This is a genomic window from Mesorhizobium sp. B283B1A, assembly GCF_020165735.1.
Taxonomy (GTDB): domain Bacteria; phylum Pseudomonadota; class Alphaproteobacteria; order Rhizobiales; family Rhizobiaceae; genus Mesorhizobium; species Mesorhizobium opportunistum.
Map to the genome: position 1 here is coordinate 16,920 of NZ_JAIUIQ010000031.1, position 15,531 is coordinate 32,450.

Consider the following 15,531-nt stretch of genomic DNA (forward strand, 5'->3'; position numbering starts at 1 on the left):
CTTTCGGACGCGCAAAGGACGCTGTAGCATTCGATTGGGGCACATGATCCTTTCCGAAAATCGAAAGTCGATTTTCGGGGTCATCTGCCGAGGGCTAGGATCATGGCGCGCGACACAACCGATTTCCGGCCGATCGAAGGCGTCGACGAACTCGTCGAGCACCTGGCCGAAGGCAACAAGGCGCGCGACAAGTGGCGCATCGGCACCGAGCACGAGAAATTCCCCTTCTATGTCGATGGCAATGCGCCGGTGCCCTATGGCGGAGAGCGCGGCATCCGCGCCATCCTCGAAGGCATGCAGTCGAAGCTCGGATGGGATCCGATCATGGATGACGGCCGCATCATCGGCCTGGTCGAGCCGACCGGCCAAGGTGCGATTTCGCTCGAGCCTGGCGGCCAGTTCGAACTCTCCGGCGCGCCGCTGGAAACCATCCATCAGACCTGCCGCGAGGGCAATGCGCATCTGGCCCAGGTGCGCGAGATCGCCGAGCCGATGGGAATCCGCTTCCTTGGCCTTGGCGGCAGCCCGAAATGGTCGCTGGCCGAGACGCCGAAAATGCCGAAGTCGCGCTATGAGATCATGACACGCTACATGCCCAAGGTCGGCACCAAGGGCCTCGACATGATGTACCGCACCTGCACGATCCAGGTTAACCTCGACTTCGAGAGCGAGGCCGACATGCGCCGCAAGATGCAGGTGTCGCTGAAGCTGCAGCCGCTGTCGACGGCGCTGTTCGCCAATTCGCCCTTCACCGAGAGCCGGCCGAACGGCCTGCAGAGCTGGCGCGGCGACATCTGGCGCGATACCGACAACCAGCGCTCGGGCCTGCTCGAATTCTGCTTCTCACCGGATTTCGGGTTCGCCGACTATGTCGAATGGGCGCTCGACGTGCCGATGTATTTCGTCATTCGCGACGGCCGCTATCATGACATGACCCATATCACCTTCCGCCAGTTCATGGCCGGTGCCGCGCGCAATGAAGTGCCCGACGGGCTGCCGACGATGGGCGACTGGGCCAACCATCTGTCGACGCTATTCCCGGACGTGCGCCTGAAGCGGTTCCTCGAGATGCGCGGCGCCGATGGCGGGCCGTGGCGGCGTATCTGCGCGCTGCCGGCCTTCTGGGTCGGACTGCTCTACGACGAGGCCGCGCTCGACGCGGCGGAGGCATTGACCTCGAGCTGGACATATGAAGAAACACTGGCCATGCGCAATGCGGTGCCTGAACTCGGCATTTCCGCGCCTTTCCGCAACACCACGCTGCGCGAGATCGCTCGCGACGTGCTGGCCATTTCGCGCACGGGGCTGAAGAACCGCTGTAAGAAGAACCGCGACGGCTACGACGAGACCTCGTTCCTCAACACATTGGACGAAGTGGTTGCGCGCGGCACCACCAGCGCCGAGGAGATGCTTTCCGCCTATCACACGCGCTGGGGCGGTTCGATCGAGCCGGTGTTCATGGAATATGCCTATTAACCGCGAGCCATAACGAGCGACAAAAGCTGCTTCAATCGGGCGTTGAAACGAATTAGGCTCTCCGCCCAGGATTTCCCGGAGGAGAAGCCGATGCCTACCTTGTTCGACATGCTGACCCAGGCCCAGAACGGCAATGGCATGCAGGCGCTTGCCCAACAATATGGGCTTTCGATGCAACAGACACAGGCGGCGGTCGCAGCACTGCTGCCAGCCTTTTCGCAGGGGCTGCAACGCAACACCGCCGACCCCTATGGGCTCGGCGCCTTCATGACGGCGATGGCAAGCGGACAGCACGCCAAATATTTCGAGGACGCGACCCGGGCTTTCTCGCCGCAGGGCGTCGATGAGGGCAACGGCATTCTGGGGCATCTGTTCGGCTCCAAGGACCTGTCGCGCGCGGTCGCCAGCCAGGCGGCGCAAGCCAGCGGTGTCAGTCAGCAGATCCTGCAGCAGATGCTGCCCGCGATCGCCTCGATGGTGATGGGCGGGCTGTTCAAGCAGACGACCAATCAGATGCAGGCCGCCGGCGGTTTCGGCGGTGGCGGCAACAATCCGCTGGGCGAGATCATCGAGCAGATGATGCGGCAAGGCGGGGGCATGCAGGCTCCGGCTCCACAACCACGCCAGGCACCGCCACCTCAGAACCCGATGGACAACCCGCTCGGCAAGGTCTTGCAGGACATGTTCGGCGGCGGTACGCCGCAACCGCAAAGCCAGCCGCAACCGGCACCCAATCCCTATGGCGACAACCCGCTCGGCAAGGTGCTGCAGGACATGTTCGGCGGTGGCACGCCGCAGCCGCAAGGCCGGCCCCAGCCGCAGCCGCAGCAGACCCAGAGTCCCTATGGCGACAATCCGCTCGGGAAAATCTTCGAGGAGATGCTACGGCAAGGTGGCGGCGGCTTGCCTGGCGGACAGCCGGCGCCACAACCTCAGGCGTCGCAACGGCCGCAGCAACGACAGGCGCCGCAGCCGGAGACCAATCCGAGCGGTAGGGCGAGGAACCCGTTCGACGATTTGTTCGGCAAGATGTTCGAGACCGGCGCCCAGCAGCGCGACGAGTACCAGAAGGGCGTGGAAACGATCTTCGACCAGTTCAAGCGGGACATGGACCGGCGGTAGTTCGAGCAATGACTTTAGGTGAAATAGTCGTGAACGGCTTGATGGCTGCAGCACTAATTGGGGGTGTCTACTCAATTTATCGGTATGACTTCCTTAGTCCGGGCGATGCTCCCGGTTACAGAGACATTCGCGACGCCTTGAGATACGGAAAACCGCTTCCGTCGCAATGGAAGCCCTTGGACGAGAGCAATCGCGCCGGCTATGGGATCTTTGCCGTCAGCCTTTTGGCCTTCGGGATTCTCATTTTTACAGACAGATGGCTGATTGAACTGATCGATCAGTTCTGAGCCACAAAAGAAAAGCCCGGTCCTGTGAGGACCGGGCAACGTGCAGGCAGGCCGGCGGGGGACCGGCAGGGAGTGGGAAGCCTGCAGAACCTTTGGTCGCGCCGAACCGTGAATAGGTTCACCGGACCGAAACTGAGCGATCAAGCAACCTTGCGGGCAATGTCCTCGATCGTTTCCACACGATCGCTGGCAATTTCCCGCAACATCGCCGTCGGATCGCGGCCAAACGGCACGTCGATGGCGACATGCAGGTCGGCGCGCGTCAGGCCGATGTCGGCGAGCTCGGCGTCCGACATCTCGCCGAGGCGGTAGAAGGCGCGGCGATTTTTCCAGGCGCGATAGGCGTTGGAGACGGTGTTTGCCACGCGCGTCGCAACGGCCGGACGCGAGGTGATGCGCGAGGTCTCGGTGGCGAAATCAAACGTGGTCATAGCAATCTCCTTCGAGCGAACAAAGCCAAGCGACCGGCGCTGGCGACAGCGGCCGTTTCGGCTTCGATTCACATGCCTTCATGTGGACAATACCAATTTGCCATCAGCCGATTGATTAATCCAACGAATGTTTCTAATCATAGACATCAACAACAATGATGGATTGGACCGATGAAAGCGCCACTCGATCTCGATCAGTTGCAGACCTTCATCTCGATCGCCGACACCGGCAGTTTTACCCGCGCGGCGGAGGAGGTTCACCGCACCCAGTCGGCGGTGTCCATGCAGATGCGCCGGCTGGAGGAGCGGATCGGCAAGCCGCTGTTCGAGAAGGAGGGGCGTACCAACAGATTGAGCGAGGAAGGCGACAAGCTGCTCTCCTACGCAAGACGGCTGCTCTATCTCAACCGTGAAACGCTCGCCGCCTTCGACGACCAGCGGCTCGAAGGCACGATCCGTATCGGCACGCCGGACGACTATGCGGACCGTTTCCTGCCCGAGATCATGGCACGCTTCACGCGCTCCAATCCACGCGTCGAGCTGACCGTCATCTGCGAGCCGACGCCGGGGCTGGTCGAGCATATCAAGCGCGGCAATCTCGATCTGGCGCTGGTGACGCACAACGATGTCCGCGGCCAGTCGGAGGTGGTGCGGCGCGAGCCGCTGCTGTGGGTCACCTCCGCCAACCATGCGACGCATGAACAGGTAACGCTGCCGATGGCCTTTGGCCGGCCGAACTGCATCTGGCGGCGCGCCGCCGTCGACGTGCTCGACCAGCAGAACCGCGACTACCGCATCCTGTTCACCAGCTTCTCGGCGACCGTGATCACCGCCGCGGTGCTTTCGGGCCTGGCGATCTCGGTGCTGCCGGAATGCGCGCTCAGGCCCGGCATGCGGGTGCTGGGTGAAGCCGACGGCTTTGGCGCCCTGCCCGATTGCCGCATCGGCATCATGCGCGGCCAGACGTCGCGGCCGGAGATCGTCGACGCGCTCGCCCGCCATATTTCGGAAAGCCTGGACAATATTTCCGTGCCGCTTGGCGAGGAGACGGGAACGTTCGACTTCGCGGCACTCGCCTTCGCCAAGATGAAGCGGAGCAAGCCGAACCAGATCCTCCCGGGCTGGTAGGAGGGATCAGGCATATGCGGACCATGAGTGCCTGGATCGACACTGCGCCTTGACGCGGAACGCCAACCGGCCCCCAATCGAGCGATGAGCGACGCAGCATCCGAATCACGCACCAACGCCACCGAATACACGGTGAGCGAGATTTCCGGCGCGCTGAAGCGCACGGTCGAGGACGTCTTCGGCAATGTGCGGGTGCGCGGGGAAATCTCCGGCTATCGCGGGCCGCACTCCTCCGGCCATGCCTATTTCGCGCTGAAGGACGACCGCGCCCGGCTCGACGCCGTGGTGTGGAAAGGCACGATGAGCCGGCTGAAATTCCGTCCCGAGGAAGGGATGGAGGTGATCGCCACCGGCAAGCTCACCACCTATCCCGGCAAGTCCAACTACCAGATCGTCATCGACAATCTGGAGCCGGCCGGCGCCGGAGCGCTGATGGCGCTGCTGGAAGAGCGCAAGCGCCGGCTGCAGGGAGAAGGGCTTTTCGATGCCGGCCGCAAACGCCGGCTGCCGTTCATGCCGCGCGTCATCGGTGTCGTCACCTCGCCGACCGGATCCGTCATCCGTGACATCATCCACCGCATCAAGGACCGCTTTCCGTTGCATGTGCTGGTTTGGCCGGTCCGCGTGCAGGGCGAGACGTCAGGCGTCGAAGTGACCAATGCCGTCGCCGGCTTCAACGCCCTGGCATGGGACGGCGCCATCCAGCGCCCCGATCTCTTGATCGTGGCGCGCGGCGGCGGCAGCCTCGAGGATCTGTGGGGCTTTAACGACGAAGCGCTGGCGCGCGCCGTTGCCGCCTCCGGCATTCCCGTGATCTCGGCCGTCGGCCATGAAACGGACTGGACGCTGATCGACCTCGTCGCCGATGTGCGGGCGCCGACACCGACAGGTGCTGCCGAAATCGCCGTGCCGGTGAAGGCCGACCTCGAAGCGACGCTTGCCAGCCTGGGCGCGCGGCTCAAGGCGGCGGTCCTGCGCAACTTCGAACGCAAGCGGCAGGCCGCCCGTGCGGCGGCCCGTGCCCTGCCCTCGCCCGACCAATTGCTGGCGCTGCCGCGCCGGCGCCTCGACGAGGCGACAAGCCGGCTCGGCCGCGGCCTGATGGTTTCCACCGAACGGAAGCGGGCACGATATGTTGCCGTGAAGCTGACGCCGACGATGCTGTCGCAGCGAATTGCCGAGGCGCGGCGCACCAACGAACGCAATCTCTTGCGAGCGCAAGGAGCGCTGCGCGCGCTGGCGAGAGCCCGGCGTGCGGAGCTAAATCGGGCAGCGGACCAGTTGCCCAAATGCGCGAGGGCATCGCTGCAACGACACAGGCAGCAATTGGCCTTGCTGCAAGGTCGCATCACGATCGAGCCGACAGCGCGGCGCCAACGCGTGCAAAGGGATTTTCTGGCAGCCTTGACGAGGCGCGGTACGCAGGCGGTACTGATCCGGCTGGAGCGCTTGCGCGGCCGCGTTGTCCAGGCCGACAGGTTGATGGCGACGCTTTCGCATAAGGCCGTGCTGGCGCGTGGCTTCGCGCTGGTGAAGGACGCCGACGGCGCGGTCATCAAGCAGGCCGCCGACGTGGCGTCGGGAATGGCGCTTTCATTGGAGTTCGCCGACGGCACCGCGGATGCGGTGGCAACCAGCGGTGCGGCCCGGCCGAAGCCGGCTGCCAAGCCATCCGCAAAGACCCCGGTTGCCAAGACTAGGGAACCCGGCAATCAAGGATCGCTGTTCTGAGATCATGACCGATAGTCCGCATCATCTGGCAACGCCATCCGGCAAGCCGCGCGCGCGAAGCTTCGGCATCGGCTTTGACGGAACGCCAGGGCCGTTCAACGCGATCACCGACGTGCCGGGCGTCGCGGTCGGCTATGCGACGCTGATATCGGGCGACGGCACGCTCGTCGTCGGCAAGGGGCCGGTGCGCACCGGCGTCACCGCGATCCTGCCCAGGCCGCGCGCCGAGCTGGCCACGCCAGTCTTTGCCGGCATTTTCAGCCAGAACGGCAATGGCGAACTGACCGGCTCGCATATCATCGAGGAAACCGGCGCCTTCAACTTCCCGATCACCGTCACCAACACGCATTCCTGCGGTGTTTCACGCGATGGCACTCTGCGCTGGCTGCACCATGTGCTGCCGGCGGCACTCGACAGCGGCTGGGGCCTGCCGGTGGCGGCGGAGACCTATGACGGGTTTCTCAACGATATCAACGGCCACCATCTGACATCGGAGCATGTTGCCGAGGCCCTCGACGGTGCCGCCGGCGGCCCGATCGAGGAAGGCAGCGTCGGCGGCGGCACCGGCATGATCGCCTTCGGCTTCAAGGCAGGCTCAGGGACCGCGTCGCGCATGGTCGAGTGGCAAGGCCTCAGCTTCACGGTCGGCGCTTTCGTGCAGGCGAATTTCGGCAAGTTGCGCAATTTCACGGTTCGCGGCCTGCGTGCCGGGCCGGAGCTCGTGGAGCCGGCGATCCGCGAAGGCACGCCGCGCGCCGAAAAAGGCTCGATCATCGCTGTCATCGCCACCGATGCACCATTCCTGCCGCACCAGATGAAACGGCTGGCTCGCCGCGTGCCGCTCGGCGTCGCAATGACCGGCGGCTTCGGCTATCACAGCTCGGGCGACATCTTTCTCGCCTTCTCGACAGCCAATCCCGCCGCGGCGCTGGCGCCGTCGGGCCGCATCGCCAATGCCGATTTCATCCCGGATAGCGACATCGACCCGTTCTTCGACGGGGTGATCCAGGCCGTGGAGGAGGCGATCCTCAACGCGCTGACCGCCAATGACGACATGACCGGGCGCGACGGCAATTTCGTGCCGGCACTGCCGAAGGCTTGGCTAAGAGAAAAGTTCGGCTGAGACGAAAACGCGGGCCGAACAGCCCGCGCATTCAGACAGGGTCGCCCCTAAAGTCTATTCGGCGGCCTTGCTGGACGCCTGCTGGTTCCCGTCCGCCTCGGCTGCTTCCTCGAGCCGGGATGCGATGAGTTCCTTGATATCGCCGACTTCTTCCTGGATGTCCTCCAACGGAATGCCGACCTCCGCTGCCTTGGCAGCGCATTCCTTGGCCAGAGTCTCGGCCTGCTTCTCGATCCTGGCGTGGGACTGGCAATGGACTTTTTCGCCAATCCATCCCTGCAAGAACTCGATCGCGTGTTCACTCATACTGCTGTTCCCTGGCGGCAAAGCCGGTTGGTAATCATAAACGCCGGCATCCCGCAAAGGATGCCTGTCCCCATTCCAACCGAGTCGCAACGCCCCGGCAAGCCGATGCCGTCCAAGGTCCACAGAGCCGTAGGAAATCGAGGTTTGAAGAACATTTTCTGATTCTGGAGGGGCTGGTACCGTTTAGCCGGATCGAGCCGGCTGTGCGCCACTGTTTCTATTTGCTTTTTTCCGGTTTTCGAGCCGATTTTCGTCACAAAAGATGGCGCAATACCTAGCACATTTACAGTCGCTTCCGTGGTGCAGCCCTCAGGCATGCGTTACGAAGCCGCCGCTATATAGTGATATCCCCGTTCAATGTCGACTCCTCTCGACCTTGACCGCCAGACGCGGAAAGTCGCACCTTTTGCCAGCCCCGTCAGCGTGCCCCGTCAGAATGTCTCCACCCACGGCCTGAGCTCCATTTCCCAGGTCCAGGCGCTGCGCTGCTGGCGATGGATGGAGAGATAGGCCTCGGCAATCGCATCCGGTGACAGCCGGCGATCCTGCGGCTCGGACTCCTGGCCGGACGTTGCCGAAGCGATGGCGCCATCGATGATGAAGTGGGCGACGTGGATGTTCTTCGGGGCCAGTTCGCGGGCCATGGATTGCGCCAGTCCGCGCAAGCCGAATTTCGGCATGGCAAAACCGGCGGAGCCGGCGAACCCTTTCACGCTTGCCGTCGCGCCGGTGAAGAAGATCGAGCCTGACCCCAGGGCGAGAAGCCGCCGGGCCGCCTGCTGGCCGACCAGGAACCCACCATAGGCACCGACCAGCAATGCCTGCCGGACCGCCTCGGGATCGAGCTCGGTTATCGGGCCGCGGGCGCGCCCGCTGGCATTGAAAATCACGATCGAAAGCGGACCGGCCTTGTCGGCGACATCGAACAAACGCTCGACCGATGCGGGATCGGAGACATCCGTTGCCACGGCCTGCGCGCCGATTTGTGCCTGCAAGGCGCCGAGTTTCTCGATGTTGCGGGCGGCAAGGACCACGCGAAAGCCCTCGCCGGCGAGCAGGCGCGCCAGCGAGGCGCTCAATCCGGAGCCCGCGCCGGCGATGACGGCGACATTGGATGTCATGAGACCCTCCTTCTTTCCACTGATTGCGGCCGATCACTGAATGACCCAGACGAAACCTGCCGGATCGGCGCGGCCCTGGCAACGCGCATGTCAGGAAGAAAAATGGCCGGGCGCGAAAGCGGCCCGGCCAAAAAGAAGGTCAAAACCTTCAGAGGGGAACACCGTTCAACGAAATGGGAGGAAAACGCTGAACTGATTTTTTCCTTTTGAGCCGATTTCCGGCCAGGTACGACGAATAATTTTCTAAAAATCGGCATGAGTTGCGAAAATCCTGTCCTTTCGAGCCTGTGAAGCTCAGCCGGCCCGGACTTCCGGTTCCAGCAGGTCCGCATAGTGGCGCCGCGCGACGTCGGGATGCGAACGCAGCCGGCTTTTCAGCACATTGGTTCCGACATCGCGAAACAGCGGATTGTCCGGATCGCTGGCCGGCCCGCGTGCCTGCGCCGCCAGTTCCTCGGAAAGACCAAGCAGTGGTATCGTCGCATCGAGCCTGGCGCTGAAGAAGAACGGCACCGAAATGCGCTCGACCCCGGCGGGCGGCGTCACCACGCGATGCACCGTCGCGCGCAAATAGCCGTTCGAGGCCAGTTCGAGCAGTTCGCCGATATTGACGACGAGCGTTCCGGGAATGGGGTCCACATCCACCCAGCTTCCATCATAGTCGACCTGCAGCCCTTTGCTGTCGTCCTGGAGCAGCAGCGTCAGGAAGCCGCCATCCTTGTGCGCGCCAACGCCCTGGTCGCCGGCGGTTGCATCGCGGCCAGGGTAGCGCACGATCTTCATGCGGTGATTGGGCTCCCCGTCATAGATCGGGTCGAAGGCGTCCTCGGGCTGATCGAGCGACAGTGCGAAGGCCTTCAGCAATCGGATCGCCACCGCCGTCGCCTTGCCCTGCCAGGCAAGCAGCGCCGGTTTGAGCTCCGGCAGCGCCACGGGCCACTGGTTCGGGCCTTGCAGCCGCGTCCAGGCGGGAACCCCAGGGCCTTGCACCACGGGCTGGCGTTCGACGCCGATGTCGAGCTGTTCGCGCCAGTCCTCCTTGCCTCTGGTCAGTTCGCCACCGGCGCGCGTGTAGCCGCGGAACTGCGCGGATCTGACCATCTCGATCGCAAGCTTGTCGGCCTCCGGCAAGGCAAAGAAATGGCGTGATGCGGTGAGCACCTCGCTGATCTCGGCCCAGGAGATGCCGTGCCCGGCAAGATAGAAAAAGCCGATGTCGCGCGAAGCGGAACGCAAGTCCGCCAGAAATGTCCGGCGCTCCGACGCCCCTTGCTCCAGACGGCTCAGATCGAGCACAGGCACTATTCTTGGCATATCAGGCTCCTTCCCCTAGTCTTTCGGGACGTGGCATGAACCTCCACTTGGAAAACCCAGCCAATTGAACATGCAGGCATTTTTCCGCGACCGGAGTCGTGATCAGTGCTTGCAAGTTTCATCGACTTCCTACTGCCCGGAAAGGAACGATCGGCCCTCGTCGCGGCCACGACGGAACAATTTTTCCATTAGCACGGGCAAGCAGATGATGATCGCAACCGAACAGGAGCTGGGGGCGCCCTCAACTCTGCCATTTCGCATGGCTGTTCCCCACAGTCTCTTGGCTGCTTTCCGACAAGGTAGGGCCAGCGATCAAGTAATGTCAATATATCTTCATTCTTGACCGAGTTTTAAATCTCTGTAACAAACTCGACAAAACAAGAGAACACGGATTTCGGGGAGGCCAATGGCGATACGCGATGTTCTGATGCGCGGGGATCTGGCGCTGACGCCGTCGGAAGAGAAGATCGTCCGGCTGCTGTTGACGGACTATCCGACCTCCGGCCTCGGCACCGCTTCCTCGCTCGCCCGGCGCGCCGGCGTCAGCGACCCGACCGTGGTCAGGCTGGTCGTCAAGCTCGGCTATGACGGGTTTCCGGATTTCCAGGCGAAGCTGCTGGCCGAGGTCGAGGCAAGGCTGCATTCGCCGCTGTTGATGATGGAAGCAAAGCGGCAGAGCGGCTCCAGCGACAGCGCCGTGCTGGCCTATCTCGATTCCGTCACCACGGCCCTGCAGAAGGCCACCGCCGCGACACCGGTGCAGACCTACGAGCGGGCCGCGCGCCTTTTGATGGAGGCCAAGGGCGAGATCGTCCTGGTTGGCGGCCGTTTCAGCCGGCACATCGCCGGCATGCTCGCAGGATATCTCGCGCAGTTCCGGTCCGGGGTCCGCGATCTCGGCGTGCTCTCTCCGCAGACATTCGACACGCTGGCCGATCTCGGCCGCCGCGACGTGCTCGTCGTCTTCGACTATCGCCGTTATCAGCTCGACGTGATGGCTTATGCAAGCCAGGCGGCGGCGCTCGATGTGCGCATCCTGCTTTTCACCGACCAATGGCTGTCGCCGATATCAAGTCTTGCCGAACTCACGATCGTCAGCCCGCTCGAAGTCGCCTCGCCCTACGACACGCTGGCGCCGGCGACCGCACAGATGGAAGCGCTTACCGCCCACATCGTTTCGACGCTGGGGGATGACGCCCGGGCTCGCATCGAGAGGATCGAGAAAGTACGACACGCCAATGCGGTGACGCTCGACAGCGGCCCGGACGAGAATGGCGCAGGCCAAGCCGGGCCACGCAGGACACCTGGACCCAAATCAGTAAAGCGGGACGACAAAGCATGACCGAAACCTTACCCAGGCGAGACGAAGCCTTCCGTCCCGGCGAGACAGCGCTGCTGCTCGTCGACATGCAGCGCATCTGGCTGGAACCGGGTGCCGATCCCTCGCATCCGGAGCGCGGCCCCGACCACTATTTCTACCGGCAGACATCCTCGCGGACGATCCCCAACCAGGAACGACTGCTGGCGGCGGCGCGGGCCAACGGCGTCGAGGTGCTGCACACCATCATCCAAAGCCTGACCGAAGACGGCCGCGACCGCTCGCTCGACCACAAGCTGACGCCAATCCATGTCGCGCCGAGCCTTGCCGAGGGCCTGCCGGTCGCCTCGCTGGCGCCTGTCGGCGACGAGATCATGCTGCCCAAGACCTCTTCCGGCATCTTCAATTCGACCAATGTCGACTATCTCCTGAAGAACCTCGGCATCCATTATCTCATCGTCGTCGGCGTGCTCACCGACCAGTGCGTCGACATGGCGGTGCGCGACGGAGCCGACCGTGGTTACCTTGTCACCTGCGTGGCGGATGCTTGCGCCACCATCACCCAGGAGCGCCACGACATCGCGCTCAAGGCCTTCGGCGGGTATTGCTGGGTCACCGATACCGACAGTGTCGTCGCTCGTTTCAATGCCTTGGGAAAAGCAGCATGACATCGATCGTCGAGCCGCTCGTTGCCGTCGTCACCACCGATCTCTCCGCCGTCACGCGGGGCCGCTTCGTCGTCGAAAGCAAGTTGCAGAAGACCGCGACGACCGGCGTCGGCTGGCTGCAGGCCAACCTGTCGCTGACGCCGTTCAACTCAATCGTCGATCCCAACCCTTGGGGATCGTCAGGCGACCTGCGGCTGATCCCCGACCTCAAGGCGCGCTTTCGCACCGCACGGACCGGATCGGCGACACCGTTCGACATGGTGGCCGGCGACATTGTCGAGCTCGACGGCAGCCCCTGGCTCGGCTGCACGCGAACCATGCTCAGGGATGCGCTGGCGGAGCTGAAGACGGCGACCGGGCTCTCCGTCATCGCCGCTTTCGAGCATGAATTCCACATTGCCGACGGCGGCTTCGCGCCGGCGCATTCGATGTCCTTCGCCGCACTCAGGCGGACGGACCCCTTCGCCCCCAATCTGATGGCGGCACTGGAGGAAGCGGGCGTCGGACCCGAAGTGGTCATCGCCGAATTCGGCGCGGAGCAGTTCGAAGTGACGCACGAGCCCGCCGATGCGCTGACCGCGGCAGACCGCGCGGTCGCCATCCGCGAGATCACGCGCGAAGTGGCGCGCAATGCCGGCTGGCGCGCGAGTTTCGCGCCCAAGACGGCCCCCGATGCCGTCGGCAATGGCGTGCACATCCATTTCAGCTTCGTCGACGAGGCCGGCAAGCCGGCAACCTACGATGCGGCACAGCCCGGCGGCCTCTCCGGCAAAGCCGGTGCGTTCTGTGCCGGCGTGCTGCGTCATCTGCCTGGGATGACCGCCATGACGGCATCGAGCGTCTCGTCCTTCTACCGGCTGAAGCCGCACAGTTGGAGTTCGTCCTACACCTGGCTCGCCGACCGCGACCGCGAAGCGTCGCTGCGCATCTGTCCGACGGTGACGATCGGCGGACGCGATCCGGCGCGGCAGTACAACATCGAGTATCGGGCTGCCGACGCCACCGGCAATCCCTATTTGTCGCTGGCCGCGATCATCCGCGCCGGGCTGGAAGGCTTGAAGGCGGACCTGCCGTCGCCGCCGCTGGTCACCGGCGACCCGACGCTGATGAGCGATGCGGAACGGGTAAAGCTTGGCCTGGTGCGGCTGCCTGAAACGCTGCCGGCGGCGCTGGACGCGCTTCTCGCCGACAGCACTGTCACGGGATGGTTCGCTCCGGTCTTCATCGAGACCTTTGTCGGACTCAAGCGGCACGAGGCCGAGCGCCTGGCCGGCCTCGATCCGGTTGCCGTCTGCGATCTCTACCGGACACTTTATTGATGACCGCGCGGACTGAAAAAGACCCGCTTCCTCGAAAAGACTGGCCCGACGCCGTCGAGGTTCTCAACGAGCACGGCCTCTCGGACATCGTCCTGTTGTGCGAGCACGCCTCCAATCACATGCCGGCGGAATATCGCCAGCTCGGGCTCGATGCCAGCCATCTGCGGCGCCACATCGCCTGGGATATCGGCGCCGCGGAGGTGACGCGCCTGTTGTCGGCACGGCTCGATGCGCCGGCCTTCCTCAGCGGCTATTCGCGGCTGCTGATCGACCTCAACCGGCCGCTGGGCACGCCGGGCAGCATTCCGGTGGTGTCGGAAGACACCGGCATTCCCGGCAATGTCGGTGTCGACAAGGCGGAACGGGACCGGCGCGCCAAAATCATGTTTTCGCCGTTCCATGAGCGTGTGGTCGCGCATCTCGATCGCCGGGTAGCTGAAGGCCGGCCGACGCGGATCGTGACGATCCACTCCTTCACGCCCGTCTTCCTCGGTGTCGCCAGGCCTTGGCATGCGGGCGTACTGCATGACCATGCAGCCGGTCTCGCCGAGGCAATCCTTTCAGCCCTGCGCACTGATGCGGCACTCAACATCGCGGCCAACGTGCCCTACGTGATCAGCCGCGACGCCGATTACGCCGTGCCCATCCATGGTGACGACCGCGGCATCCCCGCCGTCCTCGTCGAAATCCGGCAGGACCTTTTGTCGACAAGGCACGGCATCGAAGAATGGGCTGATCGGCTGGCGGCGGCGCTGCCCGCACAGACGGAGGCGATCCCTTGAGCAATCTCAGCCTGCGCGAGCGTGACGCCGCGACCATCGCGCAGATCGGCAAGCTGCGGTTCTCGCCGCTCAGCGTGATTGGCGGCCAGGGCAACCGGCTGATCGAGGAAGGCGGCCGGTCGCTGCTCGACCTGTCGGGATCGGCCGGCCCTGCAGTGCTCGGCTACGGCCATCCAGCTGTTGTCGAGGCGGTCGAATCCTCGATCCGCAACATGGCGGGCGCCAGCCTGCTGCTCTACCCGAACTAACCAGCGGTCTCGCTGGCCGAGCGGTTGCTCGCGATCACATGCCGCCGCTGACACTGAGCGAGCACGAAGTGGCAGAGGGCGTGGCGATCGTCGACCAGGCGATCGCCGACGTGAGTGTCGGCAAGGTGTCAGATGCGGATGTCGCGTCCTTCATGATGTGGTGACGGGCGGGCGCGCCTGCGAGGGAACACAGTCGCCGTCCAACCTAGAGCAATTCACCGTTTCACGGAAACGGCGAACCGCTCTATCTTTTTGTTTTTACGCAATTCCGGACAGAAAACCGTGTCACACTTTTCCCGGAATTGCTTTAGGCAGCGCCGCCAGATCGATCTCGGTGATGTGCCAGCGGCCAAGATTTGCGGTGTAGAGCTTGTCGCCCTTGAAGGCGATGTTGGTGGGGTGCGCCAGCGTGGTCGCGGCTGGATCCTCGATCAGCACTTCGAGGCCTTTATCCTTGCGCCAGCGATAGATGCGGCTCGGTTCGTAGCACGAGATGAACAGCGAGCCGTCGGGCGCGAAGGCAACGCCATCAGGGACATTGCTCACGCCTTCGACGACAACTTCTCGCGGCCCTGCCGTGCCGTCGGCGAGGATCGGCACATGGCTGATGCAGGGCGCATCGCTTTCCACGACGTAGAGCCCATTGCCACCAGGCGCCATGGCCATGCCGTTGGCGAAGGACATGGCCTCCCGGCACCACAGATCGCCCTCGCCCGTATCGAGATCGTAGCGGAAGATGCCGGAGCGATTGTCCTTGCCGACGCTGTCCGAGACGTAGAGACAGTTCCTCGCCTCGTCGACGATTGGATAATTCGGTACCCGGATGCCCGACGAAGCGAAGCGTTCCATGCGCCCGGTCGCGGCATCCCAGCGAAAGATCGCAGCATGCCTGAGATCGCAGGCAAAGCAGTTGCCCGCGCTGTCGAAGGCAATGCCGAGCAGAAAGCCGTCCGTGGCGCCCATGCGCTCGACCGAACCGCCGTCGGCGGCCAGGCGCAGCAGGTCACCGGTCTCGGTGCCGCACCAGATCGACCCATCGCTGTGGACGGCCACGCCTTCCGGATGCGCGACGCGCGGATTGGTGAAGATGCCGTCGAAGAAGACGCGCGCGGCGGACATATCGAGCAGCGGCTTTGCCATGGGTTCCTCAGCTTGCG

The 15,531-nt window shown here is 63.9% G+C and carries 17 protein-coding genes; 12 read left to right on the forward strand and 5 right to left on the reverse strand.

Features of this window, described 5'->3' with window-relative positions:
- The first annotated feature begins 102 nt into the window (after positions 1–102).
- From LB577_RS23315 to LB577_RS23325, 3 genes are all read left to right on the forward strand, one after another.
- A complete protein-coding gene (locus LB577_RS23315) occupies positions 103–1,476 on the forward strand; it encodes a glutamate--cysteine ligase (protein ID WP_224688802.1) in 1,374 nt (457 codons plus the stop codon).
- Positions 1,477–1,566: 90 nt separating this feature from the next.
- A complete protein-coding gene (locus tag LB577_RS23320) occupies positions 1,567–2,598 on the forward strand; it encodes a DUF937 domain-containing protein (RefSeq protein WP_224688804.1) in 1,032 nt (343 codons plus the stop codon).
- A gap of 29 nt (positions 2,599–2,627) precedes the next feature.
- A complete protein-coding gene (locus tag LB577_RS23325; RefSeq protein ID WP_140780420.1) occupies positions 2,628–2,885 on the forward strand; it encodes a hypothetical protein in 258 nt (85 codons plus the stop codon).
- Between the two features lie 140 nt (positions 2,886–3,025).
- Here the strand turns inward: LB577_RS23325 and LB577_RS23330 are convergent, their stop codons facing one another.
- Positions 3,026–3,316: a DUF1127 domain-containing protein gene (locus LB577_RS23330; protein ID WP_023776643.1), complete on the reverse strand. Its 291-nt coding sequence runs from the start codon at positions 3,314–3,316 to the stop codon at positions 3,026–3,028.
- A gap of 171 nt (positions 3,317–3,487) precedes the next feature.
- Here LB577_RS23330 and LB577_RS23335 point away from each other — a divergent pair, with 171 nt between their 5' ends.
- The 3 genes from LB577_RS23335 to LB577_RS23345 all read left to right on the forward strand — a co-directional run bounded on the left by LB577_RS23335 (position 3,488) and on the right by LB577_RS23345 (position 7,298).
- Positions 3,488–4,444 (forward strand): LysR substrate-binding domain-containing protein, encoded by a 957-nt coding sequence (locus LB577_RS23335; protein ID WP_013893864.1) that lies wholly within the window; start codon positions 3,488–3,490, stop codon positions 4,442–4,444.
- A gap of 84 nt (positions 4,445–4,528) precedes the next feature.
- Positions 4,529–6,175 carry an exodeoxyribonuclease VII large subunit gene (gene xseA / locus LB577_RS23340; RefSeq protein ID WP_224688807.1) on the forward strand — a complete coding sequence of 549 codons (1,647 nt, stop codon included), beginning with the start codon at positions 4,529–4,531 and terminating at the stop codon, positions 6,173–6,175.
- Between the two features lie 4 nt (positions 6,176–6,179).
- Positions 6,180–7,298 (forward strand): P1 family peptidase, encoded by a 1,119-nt coding sequence (locus LB577_RS23345; RefSeq protein ID WP_224688808.1) that lies wholly within the window; start codon positions 6,180–6,182, stop codon positions 7,296–7,298.
- A gap of 54 nt (positions 7,299–7,352) precedes the next feature.
- Here the strand turns inward: LB577_RS23345 and LB577_RS23350 are convergent, their stop codons facing one another.
- The 3 genes from LB577_RS23350 to LB577_RS23360 form a co-directional block, all read right to left on the reverse strand.
- On the reverse strand, positions 7,353–7,604 hold the full coding sequence (locus LB577_RS23350) for a DUF768 domain-containing protein (RefSeq protein ID WP_013893861.1): 252 nt from the start codon (positions 7,602–7,604) through the stop codon (positions 7,353–7,355).
- Positions 7,605–8,035: 431 nt separating this feature from the next.
- Positions 8,036–8,725: an SDR family NAD(P)-dependent oxidoreductase gene (locus tag LB577_RS23355; protein ID WP_224688811.1), complete on the reverse strand. Its 690-nt coding sequence runs from the start codon at positions 8,723–8,725 to the stop codon at positions 8,036–8,038.
- 294 nt (positions 8,726–9,019) lie between these two features.
- Positions 9,020–10,039: an isopenicillin N synthase family dioxygenase gene (locus LB577_RS23360; protein ID WP_224688813.1), complete on the reverse strand. Its 1,020-nt coding sequence runs from the start codon at positions 10,037–10,039 to the stop codon at positions 9,020–9,022.
- Between the two features lie 406 nt (positions 10,040–10,445).
- Here LB577_RS23360 and LB577_RS23365 point away from each other — a divergent pair, with 406 nt between their 5' ends.
- Genes LB577_RS23365 through LB577_RS33180 form a run of 6 tightly spaced genes read left to right on the forward strand, consistent with a single transcriptional unit; the run spans position 10,446 to position 14,538 of the window.
- On the forward strand, positions 10,446–11,381 hold the full coding sequence (locus tag LB577_RS23365) for a MurR/RpiR family transcriptional regulator (RefSeq protein WP_224688815.1): 936 nt from the start codon (positions 10,446–10,448) through the stop codon (positions 11,379–11,381).
- Entirely contained in the window at positions 11,378–12,025 is a 648-nt protein-coding gene (locus LB577_RS23370; protein ID WP_224688817.1) for a cysteine hydrolase family protein, read from the forward strand. The genes LB577_RS23365 and LB577_RS23370 overlap by 4 nt, the downstream gene beginning before the upstream one ends.
- Entirely contained in the window at positions 12,022–13,344 is a 1,323-nt protein-coding gene (locus tag LB577_RS23375; RefSeq protein WP_224688819.1) for a glutamine synthetase family protein, read from the forward strand. The genes LB577_RS23370 and LB577_RS23375 overlap by 4 nt, the downstream gene beginning before the upstream one ends.
- On the forward strand, positions 13,344–14,126 hold the full coding sequence (locus LB577_RS23380) for an N-formylglutamate amidohydrolase (protein WP_224688823.1): 783 nt from the start codon (positions 13,344–13,346) through the stop codon (positions 14,124–14,126). Before LB577_RS23375 ends, LB577_RS23380 begins: the two co-directional genes overlap by 1 nt.
- A complete protein-coding gene (locus LB577_RS23385; protein WP_224688825.1) occupies positions 14,123–14,374 on the forward strand; it encodes a hypothetical protein in 252 nt (83 codons plus the stop codon). The genes LB577_RS23380 and LB577_RS23385 overlap by 4 nt, the downstream gene beginning before the upstream one ends.
- A gap of 38 nt (positions 14,375–14,412) precedes the next feature.
- Complete coding sequence (locus LB577_RS33180) at positions 14,413–14,538, forward strand: hypothetical protein (RefSeq protein WP_023767826.1); 126 nt, start codon at positions 14,413–14,415, stop codon at positions 14,536–14,538.
- A 121-nt stretch (positions 14,539–14,659) separates the two neighbouring features.
- Here the strand turns inward: LB577_RS33180 and LB577_RS23390 are convergent, their stop codons facing one another.
- Entirely contained in the window at positions 14,660–15,514 is an 855-nt protein-coding gene (locus LB577_RS23390) for an SMP-30/gluconolactonase/LRE family protein (protein WP_224688826.1), read from the reverse strand.
- Positions 15,515–15,531 lie beyond the last annotated feature (17 nt).